26 protein-coding genes are annotated in these 26,662 nt (G+C 64.1%); 11 read left to right on the forward strand and 15 right to left on the reverse strand.

Annotation, left to right across the window (positions count from 1 at the left end; translation table 11 throughout):
• The first annotated feature begins 180 nt into the window (after positions 1–180).
• Together A8B82_RS01815 and A8B82_RS01820 are read left to right on the forward strand one after the other, a co-directional pair.
• A complete protein-coding gene (locus A8B82_RS01815) occupies positions 181–1,098 on the forward strand; it encodes an alpha/beta hydrolase (RefSeq protein ID WP_067287612.1) in 918 nt (305 codons plus the stop codon).
• The gene (locus A8B82_RS01820) at positions 1,095–1,751 is read left to right on the forward strand and encodes a glutathione S-transferase N-terminal domain-containing protein (protein WP_067287613.1); all 657 of its coding nucleotides are present in this window, start codon (positions 1,095–1,097) and stop codon (positions 1,749–1,751) included. Before A8B82_RS01815 ends, A8B82_RS01820 begins: the two co-directional genes overlap by 4 nt.
• A gap of 423 nt (positions 1,752–2,174) precedes the next feature.
• On the opposite strand, the gene A8B82_RS01825 is transcribed toward A8B82_RS01820, so the two are convergent.
• The 3 genes from A8B82_RS01825 to ftsY form a co-directional block, all read right to left on the reverse strand.
• Complete coding sequence (locus tag A8B82_RS01825) at positions 2,175–2,777, reverse strand: inner membrane-spanning protein YciB (protein ID WP_067287615.1); 603 nt, start codon at positions 2,775–2,777, stop codon at positions 2,175–2,177.
• 14 nt (positions 2,778–2,791) lie between these two features.
• Positions 2,792–3,694 carry a DMT family transporter gene (locus A8B82_RS01830; RefSeq protein ID WP_067287617.1) on the reverse strand — a complete coding sequence of 301 codons (903 nt, stop codon included), beginning with the start codon at positions 3,692–3,694 and terminating at the stop codon, positions 2,792–2,794.
• A gap of 95 nt (positions 3,695–3,789) precedes the next feature.
• Positions 3,790–5,244, reverse strand: coding sequence for a signal recognition particle-docking protein FtsY (gene ftsY, locus A8B82_RS01835; RefSeq protein WP_067287619.1), 1,455 nt, complete (start codon positions 5,242–5,244; stop codon positions 3,790–3,792).
• Positions 5,245–5,348: 104 nt separating this feature from the next.
• On the opposite strand from ftsY, the gene A8B82_RS01840 reads away from it, so the two are divergent.
• On the forward strand, positions 5,349–6,227 hold the full coding sequence (locus tag A8B82_RS01840) for a transglycosylase SLT domain-containing protein (protein WP_067287620.1): 879 nt from the start codon (positions 5,349–5,351) through the stop codon (positions 6,225–6,227).
• A 62-nt stretch (positions 6,228–6,289) separates the two neighbouring features.
• On the opposite strand, the gene A8B82_RS01845 is transcribed toward A8B82_RS01840, so the two are convergent.
• Both A8B82_RS01845 and A8B82_RS01850 read right to left on the reverse strand, forming a co-directional pair.
• Entirely contained in the window at positions 6,290–6,589 is a 300-nt protein-coding gene (locus A8B82_RS01845) for an SH3 domain-containing protein (protein WP_067287622.1), read from the reverse strand.
• Positions 6,590–6,764: 175 nt separating this feature from the next.
• Complete coding sequence (locus A8B82_RS01850; RefSeq protein WP_067287624.1) at positions 6,765–8,477, reverse strand: NAD(P)H-dependent oxidoreductase subunit E; 1,713 nt, start codon at positions 8,475–8,477, stop codon at positions 6,765–6,767.
• A gap of 185 nt (positions 8,478–8,662) precedes the next feature.
• On the opposite strand from A8B82_RS01850, the gene A8B82_RS01855 reads away from it, so the two are divergent.
• From A8B82_RS01855 to A8B82_RS01865, 3 genes are read left to right on the forward strand one after another with little or no spacing between them, the layout of a single operon-like run.
• A complete protein-coding gene (locus A8B82_RS01855) occupies positions 8,663–9,676 on the forward strand; it encodes an alkane 1-monooxygenase (RefSeq protein ID WP_067287625.1) in 1,014 nt (337 codons plus the stop codon).
• A gap of 49 nt (positions 9,677–9,725) precedes the next feature.
• Complete coding sequence (locus tag A8B82_RS01860; protein ID WP_067287629.1) at positions 9,726–10,130, forward strand: hypothetical protein; 405 nt, start codon at positions 9,726–9,728, stop codon at positions 10,128–10,130.
• On the forward strand, positions 10,127–10,525 hold the full coding sequence (locus A8B82_RS01865; protein WP_067287630.1) for a hypothetical protein: 399 nt from the start codon (positions 10,127–10,129) through the stop codon (positions 10,523–10,525). The genes A8B82_RS01860 and A8B82_RS01865 overlap by 4 nt, the downstream gene beginning before the upstream one ends.
• Positions 10,526–10,534: 9 nt before the next feature.
• Here the strand turns inward: A8B82_RS01865 and xseA are convergent, their stop codons facing one another.
• The gene (xseA, locus tag A8B82_RS01870) at positions 10,535–12,094 is read right to left on the reverse strand and encodes an exodeoxyribonuclease VII large subunit (protein ID WP_067287631.1); all 1,560 of its coding nucleotides are present in this window, start codon (positions 12,092–12,094) and stop codon (positions 10,535–10,537) included.
• Positions 12,095–12,165: 71 nt separating this feature from the next.
• Here xseA and purD point away from each other — a divergent pair, with 71 nt between their 5' ends.
• Positions 12,166–13,428, forward strand: a complete 1,263-nt coding sequence (gene purD / locus A8B82_RS01875; protein WP_067287632.1) for a phosphoribosylamine--glycine ligase — start codon at positions 12,166–12,168, stop codon at positions 13,426–13,428.
• Positions 13,425–14,192 (forward strand): sulfotransferase family 2 domain-containing protein, encoded by a 768-nt coding sequence (locus tag A8B82_RS01880; RefSeq protein ID WP_067287634.1) that lies wholly within the window; start codon positions 13,425–13,427, stop codon positions 14,190–14,192. Before purD ends, A8B82_RS01880 begins: the two co-directional genes overlap by 4 nt.
• 12 nt (positions 14,193–14,204) lie before the next feature.
• Here A8B82_RS01880 and A8B82_RS01885 read toward each other — a convergent pair whose 3' ends face one another.
• From A8B82_RS01885 to A8B82_RS01895, 3 genes are read right to left on the reverse strand one after another with little or no spacing between them, the layout of a single operon-like run.
• Positions 14,205–14,597 (reverse strand): hypothetical protein, encoded by a 393-nt coding sequence (locus tag A8B82_RS01885; RefSeq protein ID WP_067287635.1) that lies wholly within the window; start codon positions 14,595–14,597, stop codon positions 14,205–14,207.
• A 2-nt stretch (positions 14,598–14,599) separates the two neighbouring features.
• Entirely contained in the window at positions 14,600–15,370 is a 771-nt protein-coding gene (locus A8B82_RS01890) for an FG-GAP repeat domain-containing protein (protein ID WP_235604595.1), read from the reverse strand.
• The gene (locus A8B82_RS01895; RefSeq protein WP_067287637.1) at positions 15,370–15,693 is read right to left on the reverse strand and encodes a 2Fe-2S iron-sulfur cluster-binding protein; all 324 of its coding nucleotides are present in this window, start codon (positions 15,691–15,693) and stop codon (positions 15,370–15,372) included. The genes A8B82_RS01890 and A8B82_RS01895 overlap by 1 nt, the downstream gene beginning before the upstream one ends.
• Positions 15,694–15,883: 190 nt before the next feature.
• Between A8B82_RS01895 and A8B82_RS01900 the strand changes: the two genes are divergently transcribed.
• A complete protein-coding gene (locus tag A8B82_RS01900) occupies positions 15,884–16,441 on the forward strand; it encodes a peptidoglycan-binding domain-containing protein (protein WP_067287639.1) in 558 nt (185 codons plus the stop codon).
• An 879-nt stretch (positions 16,442–17,320) separates the two neighbouring features.
• Here the strand turns inward: A8B82_RS01900 and A8B82_RS01905 are convergent.
• The 6 genes from A8B82_RS01905 to rpiA all read right to left on the reverse strand — a co-directional run bounded on the left by A8B82_RS01905 (position 17,321) and on the right by rpiA (position 23,690).
• Positions 17,321–18,799 (reverse strand): DegQ family serine endoprotease, encoded by a 1,479-nt coding sequence (locus A8B82_RS01905; RefSeq protein ID WP_067287640.1) that lies wholly within the window; start codon positions 18,797–18,799, stop codon positions 17,321–17,323.
• Positions 18,800–19,026: 227 nt separating this feature from the next.
• Entirely contained in the window at positions 19,027–19,221 is a 195-nt protein-coding gene (locus A8B82_RS01910; protein ID WP_082899090.1) for a DUF2065 domain-containing protein, read from the reverse strand.
• Positions 19,218–20,117: a protease modulator HflC gene (gene hflC / locus A8B82_RS01915; protein ID WP_067287642.1), complete on the reverse strand. Its 900-nt coding sequence runs from the start codon at positions 20,115–20,117 to the stop codon at positions 19,218–19,220. The genes A8B82_RS01910 and hflC overlap by 4 nt, the downstream gene beginning before the upstream one ends.
• Complete coding sequence (gene hflK, locus A8B82_RS01920; RefSeq protein ID WP_201120723.1) at positions 20,117–21,349, reverse strand: FtsH protease activity modulator HflK; 1,233 nt, start codon at positions 21,347–21,349, stop codon at positions 20,117–20,119. Before hflK ends, hflC begins: the two co-directional genes overlap by 1 nt.
• A gap of 86 nt (positions 21,350–21,435) precedes the next feature.
• Positions 21,436–22,881, reverse strand: a complete 1,446-nt coding sequence (gorA, locus tag A8B82_RS01925) for a glutathione-disulfide reductase (protein ID WP_067287644.1) — start codon at positions 22,879–22,881, stop codon at positions 21,436–21,438.
• A 20-nt stretch (positions 22,882–22,901) separates the two neighbouring features.
• A complete protein-coding gene (rpiA, locus tag A8B82_RS01930; protein ID WP_067287645.1) occupies positions 22,902–23,690 on the reverse strand; it encodes a ribose-5-phosphate isomerase RpiA in 789 nt (262 codons plus the stop codon).
• A 702-nt stretch (positions 23,691–24,392) separates the two neighbouring features.
• Between rpiA and A8B82_RS01940 the strand changes: the two genes are divergently transcribed.
• Positions 24,393–25,097 (forward strand): glutathione S-transferase family protein, encoded by a 705-nt coding sequence (locus A8B82_RS01940; protein WP_067287648.1) that lies wholly within the window; start codon positions 24,393–24,395, stop codon positions 25,095–25,097.
• The gene (locus A8B82_RS01945; RefSeq protein ID WP_067287650.1) at positions 25,097–26,470 is read left to right on the forward strand and encodes an L-serine ammonia-lyase; all 1,374 of its coding nucleotides are present in this window, start codon (positions 25,097–25,099) and stop codon (positions 26,468–26,470) included. Before A8B82_RS01940 ends, A8B82_RS01945 begins: the two co-directional genes overlap by 1 nt.
• Positions 26,471–26,662: the final 192 nt, after the last annotated feature.

The following is a 26,662-nucleotide window of genomic DNA, read 5'->3' on the forward strand; positions in this document are numbered from 1 at the left end:
TCCGGTAACAAATCACCACGCAGGCTTGCTACTGCGCGGGCCCGCTCAGGTCAATAGCCCAGACAGGCCCCACCTGTTGCGCGGGCGCATCGTCACGGTGGAGTAACTTGCCGGTAACCCCTGTGACATATGTTTACGCCACCAAACACCCACCAGATATAGCGGCAAGAGGCCCCCAGCATGGCCGTGATGCACCTCAATCTCGCGTTGCCGGACGCGCCGGTTCCCCGGACCGGCGACACGGTGGCGCCCACCGCCGCGATACGCCATGCGGCGGCAGGTCGCGGACCAATCGTCGTGATGCTGCACGGGTACAAATACGCGCCCGGCCTGGGGCGGCACTGCCCGCACCAAACGCTTTTTGCGGGCGGCGACAACTGGGCCGCAGGGCTGGGCCTGGACCGGGACAAGGGACCGCTGGGTCTGGCGGTGGGATGGGCCGCACGGGGGCGTCTGTACAGGGTCCATGACCGGGCGCAGCGGATCGGGGTGGAACTGGCAAAACTGCTGGCCGGATTGCACCGCGCCGCGCCACACCGGCCCATTCAGATCATCGCGCATTCGATGGGGGCCGAAGTGGCACTCAGCGCCCTGGAACGCACCCCCGCCGGCGCGATCCGCAGGATCGTCCTGTTGACCGGGGCCAGCTTTGGCCAGCGTGCACAGGCGGCACTGGACACGCCCGCAGGACGACAGGTGGAAGTGCTGAACGTCACCAGTCGGGAGAACGATGTTTTCGACTTCCTGTTCGAGCGCCTGATCGCGCCCGGACAGCCGGACAGCGCAGCATTGGGTCAGGGAATCGCGGCCCCGAATGTGCTGAACCTGCAACTGGACTGCCCTGCCAGCCTGCGGGGGCTTGCGGGGCTCGGCCTGCCGATCGCGCCGTCGCGCCGCCCGGTCTGCCATTATTCCAGTTACCGCAGGCCGGGGGCCATGGCGCTTTATGCCCGGTTCCTTGTCACCCCCGATGCGCTGCCCTTCGACCTGCTGGGCAGCGTGCTGCCGACGCAGACCGATCCACGCTGGTCCCGCCTTGGCATTCGCGGCAAAACCGGCATGATGACCTGGCCCCTGTCAGGAGACGCCACCCCATGACCGCCCCCATCGACCTGTATTACTGGCCCACGCCAAACGGCTGGAAAATCTCCATCGCGCTGGAGGAGATGGCACTGCCCTATGACACGCATCTTGTGAACATCGGCAAGGGCGACCAGTTTGACCCGGCTTTCCTGGCGATTTCGCCCAACAACCGGATGCCTGCCATTGTGGACCCGGAGGGGCCGGACGGTGCCCCCGTCGCGATCTTCGAATCCGGTGCAATCCTGCAATATCTCGCGCGCAAGACCGACAGTTTTTACGGCACCACGGAACGCGACCGCATCGCGGTGGATCAATGGCTGATGTGGCAGATGGGCGGTCTGGGGCCGATGGCCGGTCAGGCGCATCATTTCCTGAAATTCGCCCCGAAAAAGGACCCGCCGCAGGACATCCCCTATGCCAAGGACCGCTACCGCGAGGAGACCGCGCGGCTTTATGGCGTGCTGGACCGGCAACTTGCGCAGCATGAATATGTCGCAGGCGATTTCATCTCCATCGCGGATTTCGCGATCTGGGGCTGGGCTTCGCTGTGGGAGGGCCAGCAGCAGCAGCTGGCAGACAAGCCGAACATGGCGCGCTGGCTGGAGGTCATGGGCGCGCGCCCCGGCGTGCAGGCAGGCCGGGCGCTGCACGCCGACAAGCGCAAGTAGCGGCAGGTGCCGTTTTCTTCAAAGAAAACGGACCGGGCTTTTCAAAAAGCCCGCCTGAAAAGCGACCTGACCGTTTGAGAAACCGTTTTCTTCAAAGAAAACGAACCGGACTTTTCAAAAAGCCCGCCGGAAAAGCGACCTGACCGTTTGAGGAACCGTTTTCTTCAAAGAAAACGGACCGGGCTTTTCAAAAAACCCGTCGGACAAGCGACCTGACCGTTTGAGGAACCGTTTTCTTCAAAGAAAACGAACCGGGCTTTTCAAAAAGCCCGCCGGACAAGCGACCTGACCGTTTGAGGAACCGTTTTCTTCAAAGAAAACGAACCGGGCTTTTCAAAAAGCCCGCCGGAAAAGCGACCTGACCGCTTGAGAAACCGTTTTCTTCAAAGAAAACGAACCGGGCTTTTCAAAAAGCCCGAGGCCTCAGCCCTCGTCCTTCTCTATTCCGTGCTCCTGGAACAGCTTGCCCTGCATCATGAAAAATCCGAACATCGCAACCGGCAGCCCGAAGGTCTTGAAATAGACCCAGGTTTCGGTCGCGAAACTGCGCCAGATCAGTTCATTCGCAACGGCAAGGCCGAAGAAAAAGAACATCAGCCGCCGGGTCAGCAGCATCCAGCCCCCGTCCTGCAAGGGCATCATCTCTTCCATCACATATTTCAGATAGGATTGCCCGCGCAGCAGCCCCACCGCAAGGATGCCACCAAACAGCAGGTAGATCATCGTCGGCTTCATCTTGAAAAAGCGGTCGTCGTTCAGCCAGACCGAAAGACCGCCGAAGACCACCACCAGAATGACGGTGGCAACCTGCATCCGGTTCAGCTTGCCGGTGAGCGCCCACATCACCCCGGTCGCCGCGACCAGCAACGGGATAAAGACGGCGGTCACCACGATGAACCCCTCGTAATCGGTCCCGCCGATGGAAAAACTCCGGTCCTTGAGCCTGAGATAGGCGATGAAGAACAACAGGATCGGCCCGTATTCGAGGGCCGATTTCACAAACGGGTTCACTTCCCTGTGCGCCATGTCTTGCTGCTCCTTTATCCGCCCATTTCCACTATCACAGCGCCCGCCGCAATCAATGCCATCAGTGCCACCCGGCGCGGGCCAACTGTCTCTTTCAGAAAGACCACGCCGATTATCGCGGCAAAGACGGTCGAGGTCTCGCGCAGGACGGCCGCCTCGCCCACCTTGTCGAGCCGTGTGGCCATCATGATCGCGCCAAAGCTGGCAAAGGCCACCAGCCCGCCGATCACCCCGCGCAGCATCAGTGGCCCCGGTGCGGGCGGCACCACCATCTTGCGCCAGCGCCGGGCGGCGATGACGGGCATCACCAGCCCGTCGATCATGAAAAACCACGCCAGGAAGGTAAACGGGTTCGCCGTGACCCGGATGCCATAGGCGTCGAATGTGGTATAGAGCGCCACAAAAAGCCCGGTCAGCACCGCCAGACCAAGCGCCGCATTCAGCGTGTCGCGCTGCGCCTCAAGCTTGCGCAGGTTATAGACCGCAAGGCCAAAGATCCCCGACAGCAGCACCGCCACGCCCAGCCATTGCACCGCGGTAAAGCGTTCGCCGAAAATCATGTAGGCGCCGATCACCGCAAACAGCGGCCCGGTGCCGCGCACCACCGGATAGACAACCGTATAGGCCCCCTTGGTATAGGCCCAGGCCTGCAACAGCTTGTAGACGATGTGTATCGCCCAGGCCCCGGCAAAGATTACCCACATGTGCGGCTCGGGCCAGGGCACCACAAAAAGCGCAAAGGGTGCGGCCATGACGCAATAGCAGAAATCAACCGCGCCGCGCGTCATCCAGGGGTCGTGACGGCCTTTCTGCAACGCGCCGAAAACCGCGTGCAACACGGCGGCGGACAAGGCCAGGAACAGCGCCAGCTGATGCCCGGCAGCGGTCCCTTCGACGGCAAGCAGCCAGTCGGTCATGCGCTGTTGCCTCGGACCGGCGACGGCTCTGTGCCGTGAAGCTCACAGGTGTTCAAGAATAATCCCCGCTACATGGGGCGTACCGGGACAGAGGATCATCGTTCGTAACCCACCAGCGCATCGGCGAATTCCTGCGGATCAAAGGGCGACAGGTCGTCGATCTGCTCGCCCACGCCAATGGCGTGGATCGGCAGGCCGAACTTGTCCGCCAGCGCGACCAGCACGCCGCCCTTGGCGGTGCCGTCAAGCTTGGTCATGACCAGCCCGGACACGTCGGAGATGTCCTGAAACACCTTGACCTGGTTCAGCGCGTTCTGGCCCGTGGTCGCGTCCAGCACCAGCAGCGTGTTGTGCGGCGCGCTTGGGTCCTTCTTGCGGATCACCCGCACGATCTTGGCCAGTTCCTCCATCAGATCGCCCCGGTTCTGCAACCTTCCCGCCGTGTCGATCAGCAGCAGATCGGCCCCGTCGTCCTGCGCCTTGCCCATGGCGTCAAAAGCCAGGCTTGCCGGGTCCGATCCCTGCGCCGCCGTCAACACCGGCACGCCGGCGCGGTCGCCCCAGACCTGCAATTGTTCCACCGCTGCCGCGCGAAAGGTGTCACCGGCGGCAATCACCACCTTCTTGCCCGCCGCACGGAACTGGCTGGCGAGCTTGCCGATGGTCGTGGTCTTGCCCGATCCGTTCACCCCCACCACCAGCACCACCTGCGGCGTCTTGGGATAGATCGGCAGGGGCCGCGCAACCGGGTCCATGATCCGGGTGATCTCATCGGCCATCAACTGCTTGATTTCAGACACCGAGAGTTTGCGCCCGAAACGCCCCTCGGCCATGTTGGCGGTGACGCGCAGCGCGGTATCCACACCCATGTCCGCCGTGATCAGCAATTCCTCTAGCTGTTCGAGCATGTCATCGTCCAGCACCCGGCGCACCACGGTCTTTTGCGCCGCACTCCGCCCCATCAGGCGGCCCAGAAGGCCGCCTTTCTTTGCCGGTTCCGCAACCGTCTCGGCCAGTTCCGGCGCGACGGAGGTCATGGTTGTGCGCAGCGGCGCAGGTGCCACCGGAGGCAGCACCGGATCGGCTGGCGGTATCACCTCGGGCAGCGGGTCGTCCTGCGGGATTTCCTGCGGCGGCGCGGGTGGCAAAGGCTCTTCTGCCGGGGTCGGGTCCTGCGGCTGCGGCACCTCTGGCTGCGGTGGCTCTGGCGGCGGAACCGGATCGGGCTGGGGTGGCCGGACCGGATCGGGCTGTGGTGGCGTCGCCGGTTCAGGTATCGTCTCAGGCTCAGGCTCAGGCTCAGGCTCAGGCTCAGGCTCAGGCTCAGAAACCATCACTTCGGGCGCGGCGTCAACAGCCCGCATCGGTTCCGGCTCCGGGTCCACGGCCTCCGGGATCGCAGCGGCAGCCGCTGCGGGGGCCTCTTCCATGACCTCGTCCACGGCAACGGCATCTTCCTCGCCGCCATCGCTGACAATCGCCTCCAGCCCCTCGTCGATCTTCGACGAGGATTTGAACAGACGGTCTTTGAGCTTCTTGAAAAACGCCAAGGGGGGTCTCCGTTCCGGTTTCCCCTGATCTATAGGCTCCCCTGCCGGGATGGAAGGGTGCCCCGCGCAATTGACATGCCCGCCCGCGCGTTTCACCAAGGGGGATGATACGCTGGCTGATCCTGATCCTTGCCCTCACTGCCCAGCCCGCCCGCGCCGATGTGCCGGGGCGGATGTGTTCGTCGGGGAAATGGGGCCATGCGGAATGCATCCGGCCACAGCATTTTGTCTATGACACCTGCAATGCCATCCGCACCTTTGCCGATCGGCACGGGCTGAACCGCGACTTCTTTGCCCGGCTGATCTGGCAGGAAAGCCGGTTTGACCCCAACGCCCTGTCCCACGCCGATGCACGCGGCATTGCGCAGTTCATCCCCGCGACCGCGGCCCTGCGCGGGCTGAAGGACCCCTATAACCCTGCCGAGGCATTGGAACATGCGGCGCAGTATCTTGCCGAAATGGTCGCCCGCTATGGCAATGAAGGCATGGCCGCCATCGGCTATAACGGCGGCGAACGGCGCGCCGAAGGGTTCCTGCAAGGCGGCGGGCTGGCCCCCGAGACGGTGAATTACGTGCCCATCATCACCGGATTGAATACGGAGGACTGGCGCGACACCCCGCCCAAGGCCCATGACATGCGCCTGTCAAAGACCGCTGCCTTTCTGCCAGCCTGCTATGAGATGGCCAGAAACCGCCGGATCACCGCGCTGGCCCGGCCTGAACCGCGCATGAAACCCTGGGGCGTGCAGGTCGCCTTTGCCACCTCGAAAAAGCAAGCCCGCGCCCGCGTGGGCGAGCGCACCAGCACCTGCCGCGCGGCGGTAAAGGGCGAAAAGACCGACCTGATCTACAAGAAGAACCGCGTCACCGGCAAGAAGGGCTATTACTTTGCCCAGTTCGGGCGCAACACGCGGGCGGGCGCGCAGAAACTCTGCGACACCATGCGCCGCCAGCGCTGTATCTGCCTTGTGGTGCAAAACTGAGCGCGGGCGGAATTTTCAAAAATTCCGGTCCGATCTTTTTGAAAAGATCGACGCCGCCTGCCCTATAGCGGACGCAGGTAGGCGTAGGAGGCATAGCCCGCCGCGCCGGGCGTCGCCGCCAGTGTCACATTGCACCAGCGCGTCGCCCCCGTCGATTCGCAGCGACCGACATTCACAACCGTCCCGTTGGGCATCCCCAGCACTTCGACAAAGCCGGTGCCGGGCCCCGCGCGCAGTTTGAGCATATCGCCCTCTTCGACGCCAAACACTTCATAGCGGCCCGGCGAAATGCCTGCCGTCGGCTGCGCGCAGCCACTGACCATTGCGCTGCTCACCAGCACGGCTCCGATCCATCCTCGCATCGCATTCTCCCTTGGCGGCTCCGCGCCCCTTTTGGCAGCGCTGCGCTGCAAAGAAAACCGGCTTTGACCAGAGCCTGGCAAGTTTCCACCACAGCCTGCCGGACCGGACCCTCAGCGAGAACCGGAATTTTCAAAAATTCCGGTCCGATCTTTTTGAAAAGATCGTTATGCCGCCTCAGACTTCGTCCGGGAAATGCTTCATCACCATCCGGATCGGGTTCGGGGCCGCCTGCCCCAGCCCGCAGATCGAGGCATCGACCATCGCGGTGCTCAGCTCTTCCAGCAACCCGGTATCCCAGCGGTCCGCCTGCATCAGCTTGACCGCCTTTTCGCAGCCGACCCGGCAGGGCGTGCACTGGCCACAGCTTTCATCCTCGAAAAACCGCAGCATGTTCAGGGCCGCCGCACGGGCGCTGTCGGCCTCGGACAGGACCACCACCGCCGCAGACCCGATAAACGACCCATGTGGCTGCAAGGTATCGAAATCCAGCGGGATGTCGTCCATCGACGCGGGCAACAGCCCCGAGGACGGCCCGCCCGGCTGATAGGCCTTGAACGCCTGGCCCTCGGCCATGCCGCCCGCCGCCGCGATGATGTCCGTGATGGTCGAGCCTGCGGGCAGCAGGTACATCCCCGGCTTTGCCACCCGGCCCGACACCGAATAGCTGCGCAGCCCCTTGCGCCCGTTCTTCTCGGTCGATGACAGCACCTCCGGCCCTTCGCGGCAGATCCGCGCAACCCAATGCAATGTCTCGATATTATGCACCAGGGTCGGGCGGCCAAAGACCCCGACCTGCGCCACAAAGGGCGGACGATGGCGCGGCAGGCCGCGTTTGCCCTCGATGCTTTCGATCATCGCGCTTTCCTCGCCGCAGATATAGGCCCCGGCCCCGCGCCGCAGGTCGATATACCCCGCCTCGACGATGCCCGCCGCCTCCAGCGCCGCAATTTCGCGCGCGAGAATGTCCAGCACCGCCGGATATTCGTCGCGCATGTAGAGAAACACTTTTTCCGCCTCGACCGCCCAGGCAGCAATCAACATGCCTTCCAGGAACAGATGCGGTGTGCGTTCGAGATACCAGCGGTCCTTGAAGGTGCCCGGCTCGCCCTCGTCGCCGTTGACAGCCATATATCGCGGACCTGCATTCGCGCGCACGAAACCCCATTTCTTGCCCGATGGGAAACCCGCACCACCAAGGCCCCGCAGCCCGCTGTCCAGCACCTTTTGCTGCACCGCTTCCCAGTCGCCGTTGAGGCGCAGGACCGCAAGCGTCTCGTAACCGCCCCCGGCGGCATAGGCGGCATAATCCTCATAGGCCGGCACATGGGCGTGGGTGTCACCCGCCGCGATGGCCGCATGCACCTTTTCCGGGGTGGCGTGGTCAATGTGGTTATGGCCGATCTCCAGCACCGGGGCGGTGTCGCAGCGGCCCATGCAGGGCGCGCGCAAGACGCGGACCTGCGCGGGGTCAAGCCCGTCTTCCAGCGCGGATTTCAGCGCCTGCGCCCCCGCCAGCTCGCAGGACAGGCTGTCGCAGACCCGGATCGTCAGCGCGGGCGGCGGCACCTCGCCCTCCTTCACCACATCGAAATGGGCATAGAAGGTCGCAACCTCATAAACCTCGGCCATCGACAGGCGCATTTCCTCGGCCAGCGCCCGCAGATGCGCGGCGGACAGATGGCCATAGCTGTCCTGGATCAGATGCAGGAATTCGATCAGCAGGTCGCGGTTGCGGGGCCGGTCGCCCAACAGCGCGCGCACCTCCTCCCAGGGGCCATCCTGCAACTGCCGCCCCTTGGTGTGGTGCCGCCCCTTGCCCTTGCCGGATTTCCAGACGCCTTTTTGCGGCCCCTCGCCCTTGGTGTCCTTGTGATCGTCCAGCGCCATGTCGCGTCCCCTTGTGCCTTGCCCCCAAAAGGGGTTGCGCCGACCCTAGCAAAACCCGCCACCACCCCACGATCAAAAAGCGACGATTTCGCCACAGTTTGCGCGGGCAATTCCCCAATCGGCGTCTTTGCGGGGCCGCATTTCGCCTATAAGAAACTCCCGACCCTGAACGGAGCCGCGACACAATGCCTTGGTTTGTCTTTGCCAGCCTGCTGCCTGCGGGGCTTTTGGCCCTGGCCTGCGGGCTGGGCGGGCCCTGGCCGCTGCTGGCGGTGCTGTCGATCACGGTCTTTGTCTTTTTCATGGACAAGCTGCCGCGTGCGACACAGGTCAACGACGCGACGGGCCGCGCGCTTTGCCTGACCTTGGCGATGGTGCATTTCCCGCTGCTGGCGCTGGCGGTCCGGGCGCTGGCGGCGGGGCAACACCTCGACCTGCTCGACAAGCTGTTGATTTTTGCCGGGATGGGGCTGTTTTTTGGCCAGGTCTCCAATTCCAACGCGCATGAGCTGATCCATGCGGGCCGCCGCCTGCCCCGGCGCATCGGTGTGGCGATCTATGTCTCACTGCTGCACGGGCATCACGTTTCGGCGCATCTGCGGGTGCACCATGTGCATGCCGCCACCGATGCGGACCCCAATTCGGCACCGATGGGCATGGGGTTCTGGCGTTATTGCGGCCATGTGCTGCGCGGTGAATTCACCGCAGGACTGCGCGCCGAGACCACGCAGCGCGCCCGCGCCGCGACACCGCCCCCGGCCTGGAGCCACCCTTACATCGGCTATCTGGCAGGTGCGGCGGTGGCGCTGATCTGTGCCTTTCTCTTGGCCGGGACCAGGGGGGTCGCCGTCTATATCGGCATCGCGGCCTATGCCCAGTGGCAATTGCTGCTGTCGGACTATGTGCAGCACTACGGTCTGCGCCGCCGGGTGTTGCCCACGGGCAAGCCCGAACCGGTCGGCCCGCAGCACAGCTGGAACGCGCCGAAATGGTACTCAAGCGCGATGATGCTGAACGCGCCGCGCCATTCGGACCACCACATGCGCCCCAGCCGCGCCTTCCCGGCGCTTGAGGTCACGCCCGAAACCATGCCGGTGCTGCCGCACAGCCTGCCGGTGATGGCGGTGGTGGCACTGGTGCCGCCACTCTGGCACCGCATCATGGACCGGCGCGCGGCGCGCTGGCAGGATGTCGCATGATCCGCGATGACCACTGGCAGCGGGGCTGGCTTTCTGACACTCTGGCCGCATGAAACACATCGCCCTGATCCTGTCGATCCTGCTTGCCCTGCCCACCCTGCCCGCCGCCGCGCAGGACCTGATGACCGCCGAGGAGTTCGACGCCTACACCCGTGGCAAGACCCTGTTTTACGGCCGCGACGGCAGCGCCTATGGCGCAGAGGTCTATCACGACAACCGCCGCGTCGAATGGTCGTTCCTCGACGGTGAATGCCGCGAAGGGGAATGGTATCAGGACGGGCAGCTGATCTGCTTTGTCTATGAAGACAACCCCGACCCGCAATGCTGGAGCTTTTCACGGGGCACCGGCGGGCTGATTGCGCGGTTCGAAAACGATCCGCTGACAACCGAACTTTATGAAGCGCGCGATGCGGGCGAGGAGATGCTTTGCCTCGGTCCCAAGGTTGGCGTATGAAACCGCTGCTGGCGGCGCTGCTGCTCTGCGCCGGTCTGGCGCAGGCCGAACCGCTGGATACGGCTGAGGCGTTTCAGGACTATGTCGGCGGCAAAACCATCTATTTCGACCGGGGCGACGGGCGCGGCGTGACCGCTGCCGAAAGCTATCTGGAGGATCGGCAGGTGCGCTGGTCGGAACGCGGCGGCACCTGTATCGAAGGGCAATGGTACGCCCGCGACGGGCTGATCTGCTTTACCTACGAAAACAACCCTGATCCGCAGTGCTGGGCGGTGGAGCGGACAGATACCGGACTGGTCGCGGTGCTGCGCAACGGTGGTTTCCCGACGCGGATTTTTGAGGGTGATCCGGGAAATGATCCCTTTGAATGCCTGGGGCCAAAGGTCGGGGTCTGAGCTTGCGGCTCAGAACAGCGAGCCCTGCTCCGGCGGCTTGCCTGCCTTGCGCGGCGCGGCTTTGCCGCCACCGCTTGCGCCGCCAGCGCCCACAGTGATCCGGCCATCGGCGAACTCGATCTCAAGACTTGTGGCCTTTCCTGCCGCCGCCTTGCCGGTCACCACCGCACCATCGCCACGCACCACGGCATAGCCACGCGCCAGCGTCGCCTTGTAGCTCAGCGTTTCACGCAGCCGGTCCAGCGCGTCGATCCGCTGCCGCCAGCCGCGGGTCTGGCGCTGCCCCGCATCCGACAGACGCGCGACCAGCACGGCAAAGGCCTCGGCCTTGCGGGCGCGGTCCTGCGCCAATGCAGCGGGGCGAAAGCCCCGTGCGCGGCTTTCGAATCGATCGCGCCGCGCCGCGACACCCCGCGCCAGCGCCGGGGCAAGCCGCGCCGCGATTTCACCCAGCCTGCGCCGGTCCTGTGCCACCCGCTGGCGCAGGGTCGCGGGCCTCAGCGAACCGGAGACATCCGCCAGCCGCACCCGCCGCCGCTGCACCCCGGCGATCAGCGCCGGTTCCAGCTTTTCGCCCGCCCGGTCCAGTCGCTGGCGCGGTCCGTCCAGCAGCGTATCGGCACGGGGCAAGGCGCGCGCCATGTCACGCAACCGCTGGTCCCGGCGGCTCAGCCCCTGGCTCAGCAGCACCCGCATCCGCGCCTCCTGACTGTCAAGCCAGGCGGCAAGTTCGTGGCGCACCGGCACCGCCAGTTCCGCCGCCGCCGTGGGCGTGGGCGCGCGGCGGTCGGACACATAGTCGATCAGGGTTGTATCGGTCTCATGCCCCACCGCCGAAATCAGCGGGATCTGCGAAGCCGCCGCCGCCCGCGCGACAATTTCCTCGTTGAACCCCCACAGGTCCTCGACCGAGCCGCCGCCCCGCGCGACAATCAGCAGGTCGGGGCGCGGAATCGCCCCGCCGGGGGTCAGCGCATTGAACCCAGCAATGGCGCGGGCCACTTCAGGCGCGCATTTCGCGCCCTGCACCGCCACCGGCCAGATCAGCACCTTGCGCGGGAACCGGTCGCGCAGCCGGTGCAGGATGTCGCGGATCACCGCGCCGGAGGGGGAGGTGACCACCCCGATCACCTCCGGCAGATAGGGCAAGGGACGTTTGCGCGATGCCTCGAACAGCCCTTCCGCCGCCAGGGCCTTCTTGCGCTTTTCCAGCAGCGCCATCAGCGCGCCCATGCCCGCTGGCTTTATGTCCTCGATGACAATCTGGTATTTCGACTGGCCGCCAAAGGTGGTGACACGGCCCGTCGCGACCACTTCCATGCCTTCCTCGGGCTGGGTGTCGAGCCGGGCGGACACGCCTTTCCAGATCACCCCCGAGATGACGGATTTGTCGTCCTTGAGGTCCAGATAGATATGCCCCGACCGGGGCCTGCTGACGCGCCCCACTTCGCCCCGGATGCGCACATGGCCGAATTCGCCCTCGATCACCCGTTTGATCGCACCGGACAGTTCGGTGACAGAGAATTCCGGGCTGTTCTGCCCCTCGCGGGGATCGTCAATCAGGTCCATGTCCTGTCCTTGTGTCTTGGGCAGGTGCAGAATAGAACGCGGGCAGACAAAGGCCAAGGGAGTGCAGCCCCATGAATATCCTCATTTTGGGCAGTGGCGGACGCGAACACAGCCTCGCCTGGGCGACGTTACAGAACCCCAAGTGTGACAAGCTGATCGTGGCACCGGGCAATGCGGGCATCGCGATGATCGCGGATTGCGCCGATCTGGACATCATGGATGGCGGCGCGGTCACGGTGTTCTGCGACGAGAACAACATTGATTTCGTGATCATCGGGCCAGAGGCCCCGCTGGCCGCCGGGGTTGCCGACGATCTGCGCGGCGCAGGCTACGCGGTCTTTGGCCCATCGGCAGCGGCAGCGGCGCTTGAGGCCTCCAAGGCCTTTACCAAGGAAATCTGCGATGCGGCCCGCGCGCCCACGGCGGCCTATGGGCATTTCACCGATGCCGAGGCCGCCCGCGCCCATGTGCGGCAGCACGGCGCGCCCATCGTGATCAAGGCCGATGGCCTCGCGGCGGGCAAGGGTGTGATCATCGCGATGACGGATCAAGAGGCGCTGGAGGCCGTCGATACGATGTTCGACGGCACCTTTGGCGATGCGGGCACCGAAGTGGTGATCGAGGAGTTCATGGAAGGCGAGGAAGCCTCGTTCTTTGTGCTCTGCGATGGCGAAACCGTGCTGCCCATCGGCACCGCACAGGACCACAAGCGCGTCGGCGACGGCGATACCGGGCCGAACACCGGCGGCATGGGCGCCTATTCCCCCGCGCCGGTGCTGACCGATGAAATCGCGGAACGCGCCATGGCCGAGATCATCCGCCCCTGCATGGCCGAAATGGTCCGCCGGGGCACGCCCTATCAAGGGGTGCTCTATGCCGGGTTGATGATCAAGGACGGCGCGCCACGTCTGGTGGAATACAACGTGCGTTTTGGCGACCCGGAATGCCAGGTGCTGATGATGCGGCTGGGCGCACAGGCCTTCGACCTGATGCATGCCTGCGCCGCGGGCCGCCTGTCGGAGGCTCGCGTGAACTGGGCCGAGGATCACGCGGTCACCGTCGTGATGGCCGCAAACGGCTATCCGGGTGATTACGAAAAGGGCAGTGTGATCAAGGGGCTGGATGCGCTTCCGGAAGACAGCGCCAATATGGTCTTTCACGCCGGGACGGCCCGCAAGGACGGCCGGTTCCTGGCCGCTGGCGGCCGTGTGCTGAACATCACCGCGCGCGGCGCGTCACTGGCCGAGGCACAGGTGCGGGCCTATGCGATGGTGGATCAGATCGACTGGCCCGAAGGCTTCTGCCGCCGCGACATCGGCTGGCGCGCGCTATGAGCCAGCTGCCTGCCCTGGACGTGACCGGCAAGACAGGCATCTTCTGGCTTCACATCAAGAAAAGCGCGGGCCTGTCCACACGCAGGATGCTGGGCGATCTGTATCACCAGACCGACCGCAACATGATGCCAAGCGGATTTTTGCAAGCGCCCAAAGCCGAATACAACGACATTCTGAACAACTTTCGCGTGTTGCTGGGGCCCTATCAGTTCCGGCGTTGCCTGTTCGCGCAGACATACCTTTACCCCGATGATTTCGACCGCTATTTCCGCTTTGCCTTTTGCCGCGATCCGCAGGCGCGCTGCCTCAGTCAATTTCGCTATCTCTGGGCGCGCAGCGATCCGGCGCGTTTCGGGGCGCAAACCTCCCTGATGACGGACCGGCTGGTGTTCGACGGCAGCCCCGAGGCCGACTTCGACCGTTTTCTTGCGGCGATCGAGGAATGCCGCGCCGCACCTTCCAACATCAAACCCTATGGGCTGCATTTCCAGACCCATGTGGCCGCGATGTCCGACGACATTTGCGATGCGGCAGGCGAACCGCTGCTCGACATGATATTCCGGCTCGAAGACCTGCTGCCAGCCCTCAACATGGTCCGGGCCGCTTTCGACCGCGCGCCGATCCCGGCGGAAGAGGCGGCCCATGTGAACAAGTCGCGCGACACCGGATTCACCCCGACCCCGGCGCAGCGCAGCAAGATCCGCGATCTTTTTGCCGCGGATTACGAGATCTACGAGGGCAAATGCTGGCGTGGCTTTGCCTGACAGCGCCGCAGCTCAGGACAGCGGCGGGTCGTGGCAGACCACCGGCAGATCGGTGATCCGGGTCACCTGCTGGGTCGGCCCGAGCGGCGACTGCATGACCAAGGTGCCGCCCTGGTCATGCGGATACCAGCAATGGCTGACGTGCTCCTGATCTTCGTATCGGAAACAGACCTGATCCCTGGTCAGGGTCACATGGCCATAGGTACAGCTGCCATCGCGCCGGGCCCAGACCGTTTGCTGACGGGACAGGAATTCCTCGATCCCGACAATCCGGCCATCGTGCATGTTTGCAAAGGTCAGGGTGCGGCCAACGGCGCGTTCGATGAATTGTTCGGGTGTGATCAGGGTCTGTGCGCCACCTACCGCGGTGCTCAGTATCAGCAATATGGCGGCGATCCGGATCATCTTCAGCAGGCCATCGCCGTGGCAAAGCTTGCCCGGCCCCGGTGCGGCCCGGCGTCGCGCGCAACCAGCCTGCCGCCCTCAAGGCGCAGCGCCACGATACGCTGCCAGTCCCCGTCCGCGACAATGATTTCGGGCGCGCCACCGCAGCGCCTGATCCCGCCTGCAATGTCGGTCTCGCCGATCCTGTGATTGGTAAATCCTGCCTGCTGCGCGATCTGCCGCAGGCGGCCTTCTTCAAAGCGCCAGACCCGCAGGATTTTTGCCAGATGGGGCCGGTCGACATAGGCGATCTCTGTCAGCCCGTCACCGTCAAGATCACCCACCCCGACCGGGGCGAGCCATCGAAAGCGCTGCCCGATATAGGGTGTGGCGGCAATCAGTCCCGCACCGTTGTAGATGGCAAGCCGCGCGCCCAGGTCGCGGTGGCTTTCCACCACGACCACCTCTTGCTGTCCGTCGCCGTCCAGATCGGCAAGCCTTGGGGCCAGGTCCTCGAACACCCGTTCGGGCGGCAGGGTCAGAATGCGGGGCGCAGGGTCTCCGGCGTATTTGATCACCAGCGCGCCATGTTCCACCGTGTCGCCCAGAACCCCATGCGGATAGCGCGTTGTCGGCGCGTCATAACGCGCCCAGTCAACCTGCCCCTGCGGGACATCCTGCGCGGCAAGGGCGGCACCGGTCGCCCCCGCCATCATGACGCACAACACCAGCCGCCCGCTGCGCACATGCGCGCGCCATTCCCGGAACGACAGACGCAGCGCGCCGTCAGGCATCAGATCTGCTTTTCAGGCATCTGCACCCGCAGGCCGTCCAATGCGTCCGTCACCTTCAACTGGCAGGTCAGGCGCGAGCGTTCCGTGTCGGGCTCATAGGCGAAATCGAGCATGTCCTCTTCCATGTCGTCCTTTGCCGGCAGCTTTTCGATCCAGGCCGCATCCACGTAGACGTGGCAGGTCGAACAGGCGCAGGCACCGCCGCAATCGGCCTCGATCCCCGGAATATTGTTGTCGCGCGCGCCCTCCATCACTGTCATCCCGTTGGCGACCTCGACGACATGTTCCTTGCCACCATGTTCCACGTAGGTAATCTTGGCCATTCCTGGTCCCTTCCTGAGCAATCCTTTCATGGGTTTTAACGGTGTGGCAATGCCTCTGCCACCCCCATTTCGCCGCAGCTGTGCGGCGGCCGGGGTATTGGCGCTTCAATTTCAAACCGGGGCGCTATGGGCAAGGCAGGCAAGACCCTCTAGAGTGGTCAGCAAATTCCAGACCCAAAGGTATTGGGCCATGTCACAGGCGATTTCCCCACCGGCGCGCGCATTGCGCCTTTGTTTCTCCGTTCTGCTCGGCATCGGGGTTGCGGCATGCGATCACGCGGCACCGGCAGCGGATGCGGTGCCGGAACCCGGTGTGGTGGAGGCCACGCGGAACGGGCCAGAGGGCGCGCCGCCGGGCAGTTGCTGGGGCCGCACGGTCAGCCCGGCGGTGTTTGAAACCGTGACAGAGCAGGTTCAGGTTGAACCGGCCAAGGTGAACCCCGACGGCAGCGTGGCCAAGCCCCCGGTGTACCGCTCGGAAACCCATCAGGAAATGGTGGTGGCCCGGCGCGACAACTGGTTCGAAACCCCCTGCCCCGAGGTCCTGACGCCCGAGTTCGTCGCCACCCTGCAACGCGCGCTGTCCGCGCGCGGGCTTTATACGCAAGAGATCACCGGCACGCTGGACGATGCCACCCGTGCGGCGGTCCAAACCTATCAGCAGCCGGCGGGGCCGGACAGCGGTGTGCTTTCGCTCGACGCGGCGCGCGGCCTGGGGTTGATCGCGGTGGAACGAGACCCTGCGTGAAACGGGCGCGCTGACCCGTCGGCGATGACTGGCAATGACACCACGGTTTCCGGACAGCCCGCGTTTGTCCTGGCCGGGTGCAAAGGAAAAACGGTGGCCTCGGGGCCAGCCCATTGCAGCACATGATACAGTTGAGAACCCGCAGCGGGCGCGGAGCGCAATTCGACCCCCTACGGCAAGGTGCAAGCCGGGCCATCGCCTGCCCGGGGTGGGCGATCCTGACCTCCGTCCATGCCACTTGATTTCTCAACCGTGATGATCCCTGTCAGAGACATACCCAGCCTCACAAAATCGCCTACCCGTCATGCCAAAGGCATGCCGACGATTGACGGCGCACCTCCGGTGCGACCGGCGGGCAGGCGATGGCCCGGCGCCTTCGGCTTGTTCCGGGCTTTGGTGCCACTGATTGACGGCAGCCTTTGTCCACTTATCTGACCTTAGCGCGCGTTGCCGCGAATGTCCCGAAAGAGCCTTTGCCGCATTCCACCCGCGCGGAGTCAAGGCCGAAGGCCGCCGCGCAGCCGACATTCACCGCAACCAGGTCCCGAAGTTTCCTTCGGGACCTGGTTGCTTGTCATCAGACTGCCCTGAACGGCTCTCGGCCCCGCATTGCTTCATTATAGCGTTTCGCGTTAAACCTGAATCACCTGACGCTGCCTGAAATCATAGATTTCAACGCGTTACTGCGCCCCGCCTTAAACTTGAATCGCCAATACCCTGCCGCGCTGCGCGCTCTCGGGACATTGGCGATGGGGTATGCTTCAGGTTAAAGGCGGGACGCTGTAGGTGATAAGTTGTGTCTCAAGGTAAACGCGAAACGCTGTAACGGCAAAGGGCACCCGCCGGATGCCCTTGTCCTTCGCTCTGCGCCGAGAAAACTCAGCTTTCCAGCGTCAGCGCCACAAAGCGCGGATCACCGGCGCGGCGCACCAGCAGCAGCAGCGACTTGCGGCCCGCGTCCTTAGCCGCCTCGATCCGGGCTTCCAGATCGGCGATGCTGGTCACCTTCTGCTGCCCGGCCTCGGTGATGATATCCCCGACACGCAGCCCTTTCTCAAAGGCCTCTGACGTCTCATCGACTTCTGTGACCGCCAGACCGACGGTGCCTGCCTCGGCCCCCAGCTCTTCGCGGATCTCATCGGTGAGCGGCGTCAGGGTCAGACCCAGCATGGAGGTCTGGGCCGGTGCATCCTGCGGCGCGTCCTCGGGCGACATGGCCGGTTCCTCGCTGTCCGCATCCTCGCGGCGGCCCAGCACCACCTTGACGGTCTGGCTCTTGCCCTCGCGCATCACGGTGACGCGCACGCTGGCCCCCACGGGCGAATTGCCGACCTGACGCACCAGCGCCCGTGTATCGGCCACTTCGACACCGTCAAAGGACATGATCACATCGCCGGTCAGCAGCCCGGCTTCCTTGGCAGGGCCATCCGGCACATCGGTGATCAGCGCACCCGTGGCAGAGGCAAGCCCCAACCCTTCGGCGATGTCAGAGGTCACATCCTGAATCCGCACCCCCAGCCAGCCGCGCCGCGTCTCGCCAAATTCCTTGAGCTGGTCGACCACGCGGGTGACCACGTTGGAGGCCATCGAGAAGCCGATGCCGATGGAACCGCCATTGGGCGACAGGATCGCGGTGTTCACCCCGATCACCTGTCCGTCCATGTTGAACAGCGGTCCGCCGGAGTTGCCCCGGTTGATCGCCGCGTCGGTCTGGATGTAATCGTCATAGGTGCCCGACAGGGCGCGGTTGCGCGCCGAAACGATGCCCGCGCTGACGGAAAACCCCTGCCCCAGCGGGTTGCCCATGGCAATCACCCAATCGCCCACCCGCGCCTTGTTGCTGTCGCCGAAGGTGACATAGGGCAGCGGGCTGTCCGCCTCGACCTTGAGCAGGGCAATATCGGTATTGGGGTCGGTGCCGATCACCTTGGCGATCAGTTCCTTGCCGGAAAAGAATTCGATGGTGATTTCATCCGCCCCGTCAATGACATGGTTGTTGGTGACCACATAGCCATCTTCCGAGATCACAAAGCCGGAGCCCAGCGCAGAGGACCGGCGCGGGCGTTCGCCGTCACCGCCATTGTTGCGGTCGCGGAACTCGCGAAAGAAATCCTCAAACGGCGAACCCTCGGGCACGATGCCCTGCGGGCCGGTGCGCCCTTCGACCACGGTGGAGGTGGTGATGTTCACAACCGAAGGGCTGATCTGCTCTGCCAGCGGGGCCAGGCTTTCGGGCTTGGCCAATACCGCGATGGCCTGCGCCACCATCAGCACAAAGGCCAGCAGGCTCAACATCAGCCCCCTGAACAACCGGCTTTCATGGAATGGAACGGCGCGCGCTTGTGCCCGTGACTGCATGGGGTCGTCTCCTGCTTTATCCGATGGGGCAAGCCTGCCCGAAACATCTTGCCAACAGAGTGCATGGTGAACCGATGCACCGCAATATCAAAGATGTGCCTGATCACGGGGTTTTCAACAGCGCCCAGGCCAATCAGTGCAGCGCTGCGGCCGGTTCGTGCCTGAAACAGGCCGTCATGCCATCGCGGCATGAGATTTGCGGGAAATTCCCCCCCCCACAGCCCGGATCACAGCCCGATCTGGAAGGCGGTCCAGATCAGGATCAGGCCACACACCACAACCAGCGCGCCGATCTGGCGCACGACAGTTTGCGGCATCTCGCGCAGCATCTCCAGCATACGCTCCAAAAGCGAAGGGGCCAGCGCATAGACCAGCCCCTCCAGCACCATCACCAGCCCGAAAGCCAGCAGCAGCAATGTCACCGGGTTTCACCCTCGTCCGAGCGGCTGCCCTGATCGGACCGCAGGTAGTTGAAGAACTCCGAATCGGGGGACATGACCATGGTCGAATTCGCCCCTTTCAGGGCCTCTTCATAGGCGGTCAGGGATCGGTAGAATTCAAAGAATTCCTGATCCTTGCCATAGGCCTGCGCAAAGATCTTGTTGCGCTCGGCGTCTGCTTCACCCTCGATGATGCGCGCATCGCGGCGCGCCTCTGACAGGATTTCCTCATAGGTCCGGTCGGCCAGCGCCCTGATCCTTTGTGCCGCTTCCTGACCGCGGGCGCGTTCATCTGTCGCCTCGCGATCCCGTTCGGCGATCATCCGTTGCAGCGTCGCGTCAAAGTTCTGATCCGGCAGGTTGGTCTGCCGCAACCGCACATCCACAACGCTCAGCCCCAGCACGCTTGCACGCTGGTCCGCATTCTCGCGAATCTGGTCCATCAGCGCCGACCGTTCCGGCGACAGGATGGTATTCGACGTGACCCCCTGCGAGCCCAGCACGGCACGAATCTGCGATTCCATGATGCCGCTCAGGTCGTTTTCAGCCTGACGCGTCCCGCCGACGCCGATGGCCTGACGGAACTGCACAACATCATCAATGCGGTAGAGCACCAGTGCATCGACCAGCAAACGCCGGTCGTCGGCCGGCGTGATCTCGATCAGCTCGGTTTCAAGCGTAAGAATGCGGTCCTCGAAACGCACGACCTCGTCCAGCAGCGGCACCTTGAAGCCGATGCCCGGCTCTGTCCTCACCTGCTTGATCTGGCCAAAGCGCAGCACCAGGGCCTTCTCGCGTTCGTCCACGACAAAGATCGACGACAGCAGCGCAACCAGCGCAATCACCACGATGGGTATCAAAAATCCGATCTTGCGCATCAGTTCGACCCTCCATTGCGACGCAACTCGTTCAGCGGCAGATAGGGCACAACACCCTGCCCCCCGCCGCTGCCACCGACACCACCCTCAAGGATGATCTTGTCGACATCGCCCAGCACCTTTTGCATGGTCTCGATATACAGACGCTTGCGGGTCACTTCCGGGGCCTGCTGGTATTCCGTCAGCACCGCCTCGAAACGGCTTGCCTCACCAACCGCGTCATTGACGACCCGCGCCCGGTAGCCTTCGGCGGCTTCCAGCAGCTGCGCGCTTTCACCGCGCGCTTCGGCGGTGCGCCGGTTGGCATAGGCGTCCGCCTGCCGCTCCAGCCGGTCACGTTCCTGTTCGGCAGCCTGCACGTCGCGGAAGGCATCCACAGCCGATTCCTGGGTTGTGGCCCCATCGGCATTGGTGATCACAACAGTCTGGCTGGGCGGGTCCACCTTGTTCAGGTTGACACGCAGCACGTTGATCCCGGTTTCACGGTTGTCCAGCGTTGTCTGGATCAACTCCTTGACCCGGTCCGCCACGGCCCCCCGGTCCCGGTTCAGGATCGGTGCCAGTTCGGACTGCGCGATGACTTCACGCATGGCGGATTCCGAAATCGCGCGCACGCTGGCTTCGGGATCACGCAGCGAGAACTTGAAATCGCGTGCGTTCTTGATGTTCCAGACCACCTGAAAGTCGATGTCCACGATGTTTTCATCCGTGGTCAGCATCAGCCCGTCATTGTCAGATGCCCCCCGGCCCACGCCGATCTCTTCGGTGCGGTTGGTGGTGACGTCAAAGACTTCTGCGGTGATGAACGGCCATGGGGCAAAGTTCAGACCTTCGGTGCCGACCTGGTAAAATTCGCCCAGGAAAAGTTCGATGGACTGCTGTTCGGGGCGTACCGTGTAAAAGCTGGTAAAGGCCCAAAGCCCCGCCGCCGCCAGAATGCCAAGCCCGACCGTGCCGCGTGTCAGCGCGGGGCCACCGTTGCCGCCACCGCCGCCGGTGCCATTGCCCCGGTTGCGGTTGCCGCCGCCCATCAGGACGCGAAGCTGTTCCTGGCCCTTCTTGACCAGTTCGTCGATCTCGGGGATCTGCGGCTTGTCGTTGCCCTGACCGCGACCGCCCTGGCCACGACCGCCGCCCGGACCACGATCACCGCCCTGTCCACCTTGCTCGTTGTCACGACCTCCGCCGTTGTTGCCGCCCCCTCCCCAGGGGCCGCCCGAATTGCCAGCCATAAGTCTTTTCCCCTCTGTGCCGCGAAACACGGCCTTCTCAAGTTACTCTATGTACGTTTTTGAATGTGGGCGCAAACAGCCCGGATTCAAGCAGTGCGGATCGGCTTGCGCATGGTGACCAGTTCTTCGGACATGGTCGGATGCACCGCACAGGTTGCATCGAACTGTTCCTTGGTCAGCTTCGCCTTGACCGCAATGCCCGCCATCTGGATCAATTCCCCCGCGTGCGGTGCAACGATATGGCAGCCCAGAACAACGCGGGTTTCACTGGAAACGACCAGTTTCATCAACACCCTGTCGGGCTTGCCCGCAAAGGCTGTCTGCATCGGCTTGAACGAGGTGCAGTAGATCTCCACAGGCTCGCGGTCACGCGCGTCTTCCTCGCTCAGCCCCACTGTGCCCATCTCGGGCTGGGTGAAGATGGCAGAGGGGATCAGATCGTGATCCACCGGGGTCGGATTGCCACCAAACACCGTCTCGACAAAGGCCATCCCCTCGCGGATCGCCACCGGCGTCAGGTTCACCCGGTCGGTCACATCGCCGATGGCATAGACCGACGGCACGCCGGTCTGGCTGTAGTCGTTCACCTTGATCTCGCCGCGACGGCCCAGGGTCACACCGATCTCTTCCAGCCCCATGTCCCTGGTCGACGGGTCGCGCCCGGTGGCGAACAGAACCATGTCGAAGACCTTTTCGCCACCATTGGTCGATTTGACCCAGATCGGCCCGGAGCGCCCTGCGGCCTGCGCCACCTCGCCCCCCATGGAGGCATCCGATGCGGTGGGTTGCGGGCCATCCTTGCGATCCGTCGCCAGCGCCATCTCGACAATGTTGGTGCCGATGTGCAGGTCGATGCCGCGCTCGCGCATGCTTTCGGCAACCAGACCGCGGGCTTCGTCGTCAAAGCCGCGCAGGATCTGCGCGCCCCGGTAATATTGCGTCACCTCCACGCCCAGACCGTGCAGGATGCAGGCAAATTCGCAGGCAATATAGCCACCGCCGATGATCAGCATGGATTTCGGCAATTGTTCCAGATGAAAGATGTCGTCCGAGACGATGCCCAGATCGGCATTCGGCAGATCGGGGCGCACCGGATGGCCGCCGGTCGCCACCAGAATATGCCTGGCCGTTTTTGTGCTGCCATCGGCCAGTTCGACCGTATGCGCATCCTTGAGACGCGCGCGCTGGTCAAAGGTCTCTACCCCGGAACTGGCCAGCAGCTTGCGATAGACCCCTTCCAGCCGGTCCAGTTCATCAGTCAGCCGGCCCCGGAAATCATGCCAGTCGAACGGCCCCTGCTTGAGGTCCCAGCCATAACATTTGGCCTCGTCCACGACCTCGGAATACCCCGAGGCAAAGACCATCAGCTTTTTCGGCACGCAGCCCCGGATCACGCAGGTCCCGCCATAGCGGTCATCCTCTGCCAGTGCGACCTTTGCCCCGTATTCGCCTGCCGCGACACGCGCCGCGCGCACCCCGCCAGAGCCGCCGCCGATCACAAAAAGATCATAGTCGAAATCGGTGTCAGCCATGGGTTTGTCCTTATTCTCGATCACTCGGTGAGGTCGGAAAACAGATTGTCCGTTTCCACAAAATCCAGCCGCTCTGTCGCGACTGTCCCCTCATTTATGTCGCGCACCTCGACCCTGCCATCCCCATAGCCGATCACAACCGCGTCACAGATGTCGATGAACAACCCGTTTTCGACCACGCCGGGCATCTGGTTCAGGACCAGCGCCAATTGCCGCGCATTGCCGATCCGGTTCAGGTGCAGGTCCAGGATATGGTTGCCCTCATCGGTGATGAAAGGCGTATCGCCGTTCATCCGCAGGGTGGAGGACCGGCCCAGCACGTCCATCGAGATCAGCGTTTCCTCGACCAGCGCCTGTGTGGTCTGCCAGCCAAAGGGGATCACCTCGACCGGCAGGGGAAAGGCGCCCAGATGTTCGACTTCCTTGCCGATGTCGGCAATGACCACCATCTGGTCAGAGGCCGTCGCCACGATCTTTTCCTGCAACAGCGCGCCGCCGCCGCCCTTGATCAGGTTCAGTTCGCCGTCGAATTCATCCGCGCCGTCAATGGTCAGGTCCAGCCATTTCGCCTCATCCAGGCTGATCACCTCGATGCCGACATTGCGCGCCAGTTCCGCCGTGCGGGTCGATGTCGGGACCCCACGGATGCGCAACCCGTCCTCGCGCACCATCTCGCCCAGGCAGCGCACCAGCCAGGCGGCGGTGGACCCGGTGCCCAGCCCCACGCGCATGCCGTCCTCGACAAACTGGGCCGCACGTTTCGCGGCAACGAACTTTGCCTTGTCGATGGGGGACAATTCTCCGGCCATGGGGCAGCTTCCTTTTGCGTAACCTGACGGGGTTATAGGGACATTGGCCGCCCGGTGCGAGGGGCAAGGGCCGGGTTTTTGCGCAAAATCGAAAGGTCCGTCCCCAGGCCGCGCATCGCCGGGCCGAGGTGCGGCGATGCGCCCGCGGTGACGGGCGCTTTATGGCAGTCAAGCACCTCAGAGTCATAGGTTATCCCGAACAGCAGCCCCATCGCCGTGATGGAGGCAGCCGGTCCGTGCGACGTCAGACGACTTTGACCTTTGCGTCATAAACTGATCCAAAACGGGAAAGCGGACCTTCGCACAGATCGCGGCGAATGGCGGGAAGGAGCCCAGAGTGACATGAGGCGTCAGCCGGGTATCGCCCGACCTGGAGGGCGTTCCAGACCTGTATGTGATGGGAAACGTTTCAGCCCGCAGACCGGATCATGGCTTGGCTGACGGTGCAAAATCGCCCTCCGGGGGGAGGTCGGGCGATGCCCGGCTGACGCCGGGCGGAGGCGCTTGGGGGTAGGCACCGCGCCAATGGCACGGCAACAACGTCCCGCTCAGCCGACTTTGACCCAGACCGCGCAGAAGGTCCGGCCAGCGCCTCAAACGCCACCGGCTGCCGCCCGGCCCAGACCGGATTCAGTTGCTGGCAATCCATCAAACGTCGTTTTCGAACGTGCGCGCGGCCCTGCCTGCGCTACGTCAGGTTTCATGAACCGATATGTCCTCCACTACGCCCCCGACAATGCCTCGCTGATCGTCCGGCTGGCGCTGGAACTGGCGCGGCTGCCCTATGACACGCGGCTGGTGGACCGCGCGGCGGCGGAACAAACCTCCGCCGCCTACCGCAGGCTGAACCCTCACTGGATGATCCCGGTTCTGGAAACCCCGCAAGGGCCGATATTCGAGACCGGCGCGATCCTGTTGTGGCTTGCCGACACCCATGGCGGCCTGGCCCCGGCACCGGATCACCCGGACCGGGCGGCGGTCCTCAAATGGTTGTTCTTTGTCTCCAACACCCTGCACCCGGCCCTGCGCATGACGTTTTATCCCGACAGATACGCAGGCCCCGATCCGGCACATCAGGCCAGCCTGCGCGACACCATGCAGGCGGCGCTGAAAACCCATCTCGGACAGCTTGATGCCCTCGCCGCCAGCCGCCCGGCGTGGCTGGATCATGAAACACCCGGCATCCTGCATTGCTACCTCGCCTGTTGCCTGCGCTGGTGCGCGCTTTATCCCCGGACCACCGACCGCTCGTGGTTCCGGCTTGCAGATACGCCGCATCTGCACAATCTTTGCCTGAACCTTGAAACCCTGCCCTGCACCCTGACCGCGCAAGCCGCCGAAGGGCTGGGGCCAACCCCGTTCACCGCGCCACGCCTGGCCAACCCGCCCGAAGGAAGTGCCACCTGATGTTCCTCTCCGTTTTCGATATGTTCAAGGTGGGCATCGGCCCGTCGTCCTCTCACACCATGGGGCCAATGGTCGCCGCTGCGCGGTTCCTGGACATGATGCGCGCCTCGCCGTTCCAGTTCGCGGGCCTGCGCGCCTCGCTGCATGGCTCACTGGCCTTCACCGGCGTTGGTCACGCCACCGACCGCGCGACGATCCTCGGCCTCGCCGGGTTTACACCGCGCGATTATGACCACGAACGGGCCGAGGCGGTGCTGGCCCAGATCAACGACACCCATGTGATCGAGGTCGACGGCCTGCCGCCGCTGAGCTTTGATCCCAGGGCCGACATGATCTTTGACTACGACACCAAGCTCACGGGCCATGCCAACGGCATGATGCTGATGGCCCGCGATGCGCAGGGCGACGTGGTGCTGCGCGAGACCTTCTATTCCGTGGGCGGCGGGTTCGTGATGACAGAGGCCGAGCTGGCGGCGGGCAAGGATACCGACGAAGGCGCACCGGTGCCCTTCCCCTTCAAGTCCGCCGCAGAAATGCTTGAAATGGCACAAACATCCGGCAAGTCCATTGCCGCGATGAAACGCGCCAACGAAATATCGCGCGGCGGAGAGGTCAACCTGCGCGACGGGTCCAGGAAGCTCTGGCAGGTGATGAACGACTGCATCGACCGGGGCTTGACCACCGATGGCATCCTGCCCGGCGGGTTGAGCGTCAAGCGCCGCGCCAAGGGCATCCACGACGCCCTGCTGGCCGAGCGGGGCCAGAACCAGCGCGCGCCGCATACGATCAACGACTGGATGAGCGTCTATGCCATGGCGGTGAACGAGGAAAACGCGGCGGGCGGTCAGGTCGTCACCGCCCCCACCAACGGGGCGGCCGGCGTGATGCCTGCCACCCTGCGCTATTACCTGGATCACGTCCCCGGCGCGTCAGAGAGCCACATCGAGGATTTCCTGCTGACCGCCGCTGCCATCGGCGGGCTGGTCAAGTTCAATGCCTCGATCTCGGGGGCCGAGGCAGGCTGTCAGGCCGAAGTGGGCTCTGCCGCCGCGATGTCCGCCGCCGGGCTTTGTGCGGTCATGGGCGGCACGCCGGAACAGATTGAAAACGCGGCGGAAATCGCGCTGGAGCATCACCTTGGCATGACCTGCGACCCGGTCAAGGGTCTGGTGCAGGTGCCCTGCATCGAACGCAACGGGCTGGGCGCGATCAAGGCGGTCTCGGCGGCCTCCCTCGCCCTGCGCGGCGACGGCACCCATCTGGTGCCGCTGGACGCCTGTATCGAGACGATGCGCCAGACCGGCGCGGACATGTCGGAGAAATACAAGGAGACCTCCCTGGGCGGGCTGGCGGTGAATGTGCCGAATTGCTGAAATGTGAAACGCCGCGCATCGCCGGGCGGCGGTGCGGCGGATTTTCTTTGTCTGATCAACGGGCCGCAACATGCAGGTTTGACCCAAACGTCAAGCATTTCCGACCCAACCGGACCTTGGGCGGGATCTATGCCAAAGTCTGCTCTGCGGACGAGGACGAAACCGCTCTCGCGGTATTGGTGCTTGTGGTGG

Origin of the sequence: Sulfitobacter sp. EhC04 (assembly GCF_001650875.1) — a bacterium.
Lineage (GTDB): Bacteria > Pseudomonadota > Alphaproteobacteria > Rhodobacterales > Rhodobacteraceae > Sulfitobacter.

Coding starts and splice junctions, on each gene's coding strand:
- A8B82_RS01855 (WP_067287625.1), top strand. CDS start 8,663: ATGCCTTGGTTTGTCTTTGCCAGCCTGCTGCCTGCGGGGCTTTTGGCC.
- hflK (WP_201120723.1), bottom strand. CDS start 21,349: ATGGCTGGCAATTCGGGCGGCCCCTGGGGAGGGGGCGGCAACAACGGC.
- A8B82_RS01815 (WP_067287612.1), top strand. CDS start 181: ATGGCCGTGATGCACCTCAATCTCGCGTTGCCGGACGCGCCGGTTCCC.
- A8B82_RS01900 (WP_067287639.1), top strand. CDS start 15,884: ATGTCACAGGCGATTTCCCCACCGGCGCGCGCATTGCGCCTTTGTTTC.
- A8B82_RS01890 (WP_235604595.1), bottom strand. CDS start 15,370: ATGCCTGACGGCGCGCTGCGTCTGTCGTTCCGGGAATGGCGCGCGCAT.
- rpiA (WP_067287645.1), bottom strand. CDS start 23,690: ATGGCCGGAGAATTGTCCCCCATCGACAAGGCAAAGTTCGTTGCCGCG.
- A8B82_RS01905 (WP_067287640.1), bottom strand. CDS start 18,799: ATGCAGTCACGGGCACAAGCGCGCGCCGTTCCATTCCATGAAAGCCGG.
- A8B82_RS01850 (WP_067287624.1), bottom strand. CDS start 8,477: ATGGCGCTGGACGATCACAAGGACACCAAGGGCGAGGGGCCGCAAAAA.
- purD (WP_067287632.1), top strand. CDS start 12,166: ATGAATATCCTCATTTTGGGCAGTGGCGGACGCGAACACAGCCTCGCC.
- A8B82_RS01940 (WP_067287648.1), top strand. CDS start 24,393: ATGAACCGATATGTCCTCCACTACGCCCCCGACAATGCCTCGCTGATC.
- A8B82_RS01895 (WP_067287637.1), bottom strand. CDS start 15,693: ATGGCCAAGATTACCTACGTGGAACATGGTGGCAAGGAACATGTCGTC.
- hflC (WP_067287642.1), bottom strand. CDS start 20,117: ATGCGCAAGATCGGATTTTTGATACCCATCGTGGTGATTGCGCTGGTT.
- A8B82_RS01840 (WP_067287620.1), top strand. CDS start 5,349: ATGATACGCTGGCTGATCCTGATCCTTGCCCTCACTGCCCAGCCCGCC.
- A8B82_RS01820 (WP_067287613.1), top strand. CDS start 1,095: ATGACCGCCCCCATCGACCTGTATTACTGGCCCACGCCAAACGGCTGG.
- A8B82_RS01845 (WP_067287622.1), bottom strand. CDS start 6,589: ATGCGAGGATGGATCGGAGCCGTGCTGGTGAGCAGCGCAATGGTCAGT.
- A8B82_RS01860 (WP_067287629.1), top strand. CDS start 9,726: ATGAAACACATCGCCCTGATCCTGTCGATCCTGCTTGCCCTGCCCACC.
- A8B82_RS01865 (WP_067287630.1), top strand. CDS start 10,127: ATGAAACCGCTGCTGGCGGCGCTGCTGCTCTGCGCCGGTCTGGCGCAG.
- A8B82_RS01885 (WP_067287635.1), bottom strand. CDS start 14,597: ATGATCCGGATCGCCGCCATATTGCTGATACTGAGCACCGCGGTAGGT.
- A8B82_RS01825 (WP_067287615.1), bottom strand. CDS start 2,777: ATGGCGCACAGGGAAGTGAACCCGTTTGTGAAATCGGCCCTCGAATAC.
- A8B82_RS01945 (WP_067287650.1), top strand. CDS start 25,097: ATGTTCCTCTCCGTTTTCGATATGTTCAAGGTGGGCATCGGCCCGTCG.
- A8B82_RS01830 (WP_067287617.1), bottom strand. CDS start 3,694: ATGACCGACTGGCTGCTTGCCGTCGAAGGGACCGCTGCCGGGCATCAG.
- xseA (WP_067287631.1), bottom strand. CDS start 12,094: ATGGACCTGATTGACGATCCCCGCGAGGGGCAGAACAGCCCGGAATTC.
- A8B82_RS01880 (WP_067287634.1), top strand. CDS start 13,425: ATGAGCCAGCTGCCTGCCCTGGACGTGACCGGCAAGACAGGCATCTTC.
- gorA (WP_067287644.1), bottom strand. CDS start 22,881: ATGGCTGACACCGATTTCGACTATGATCTTTTTGTGATCGGCGGCGGC.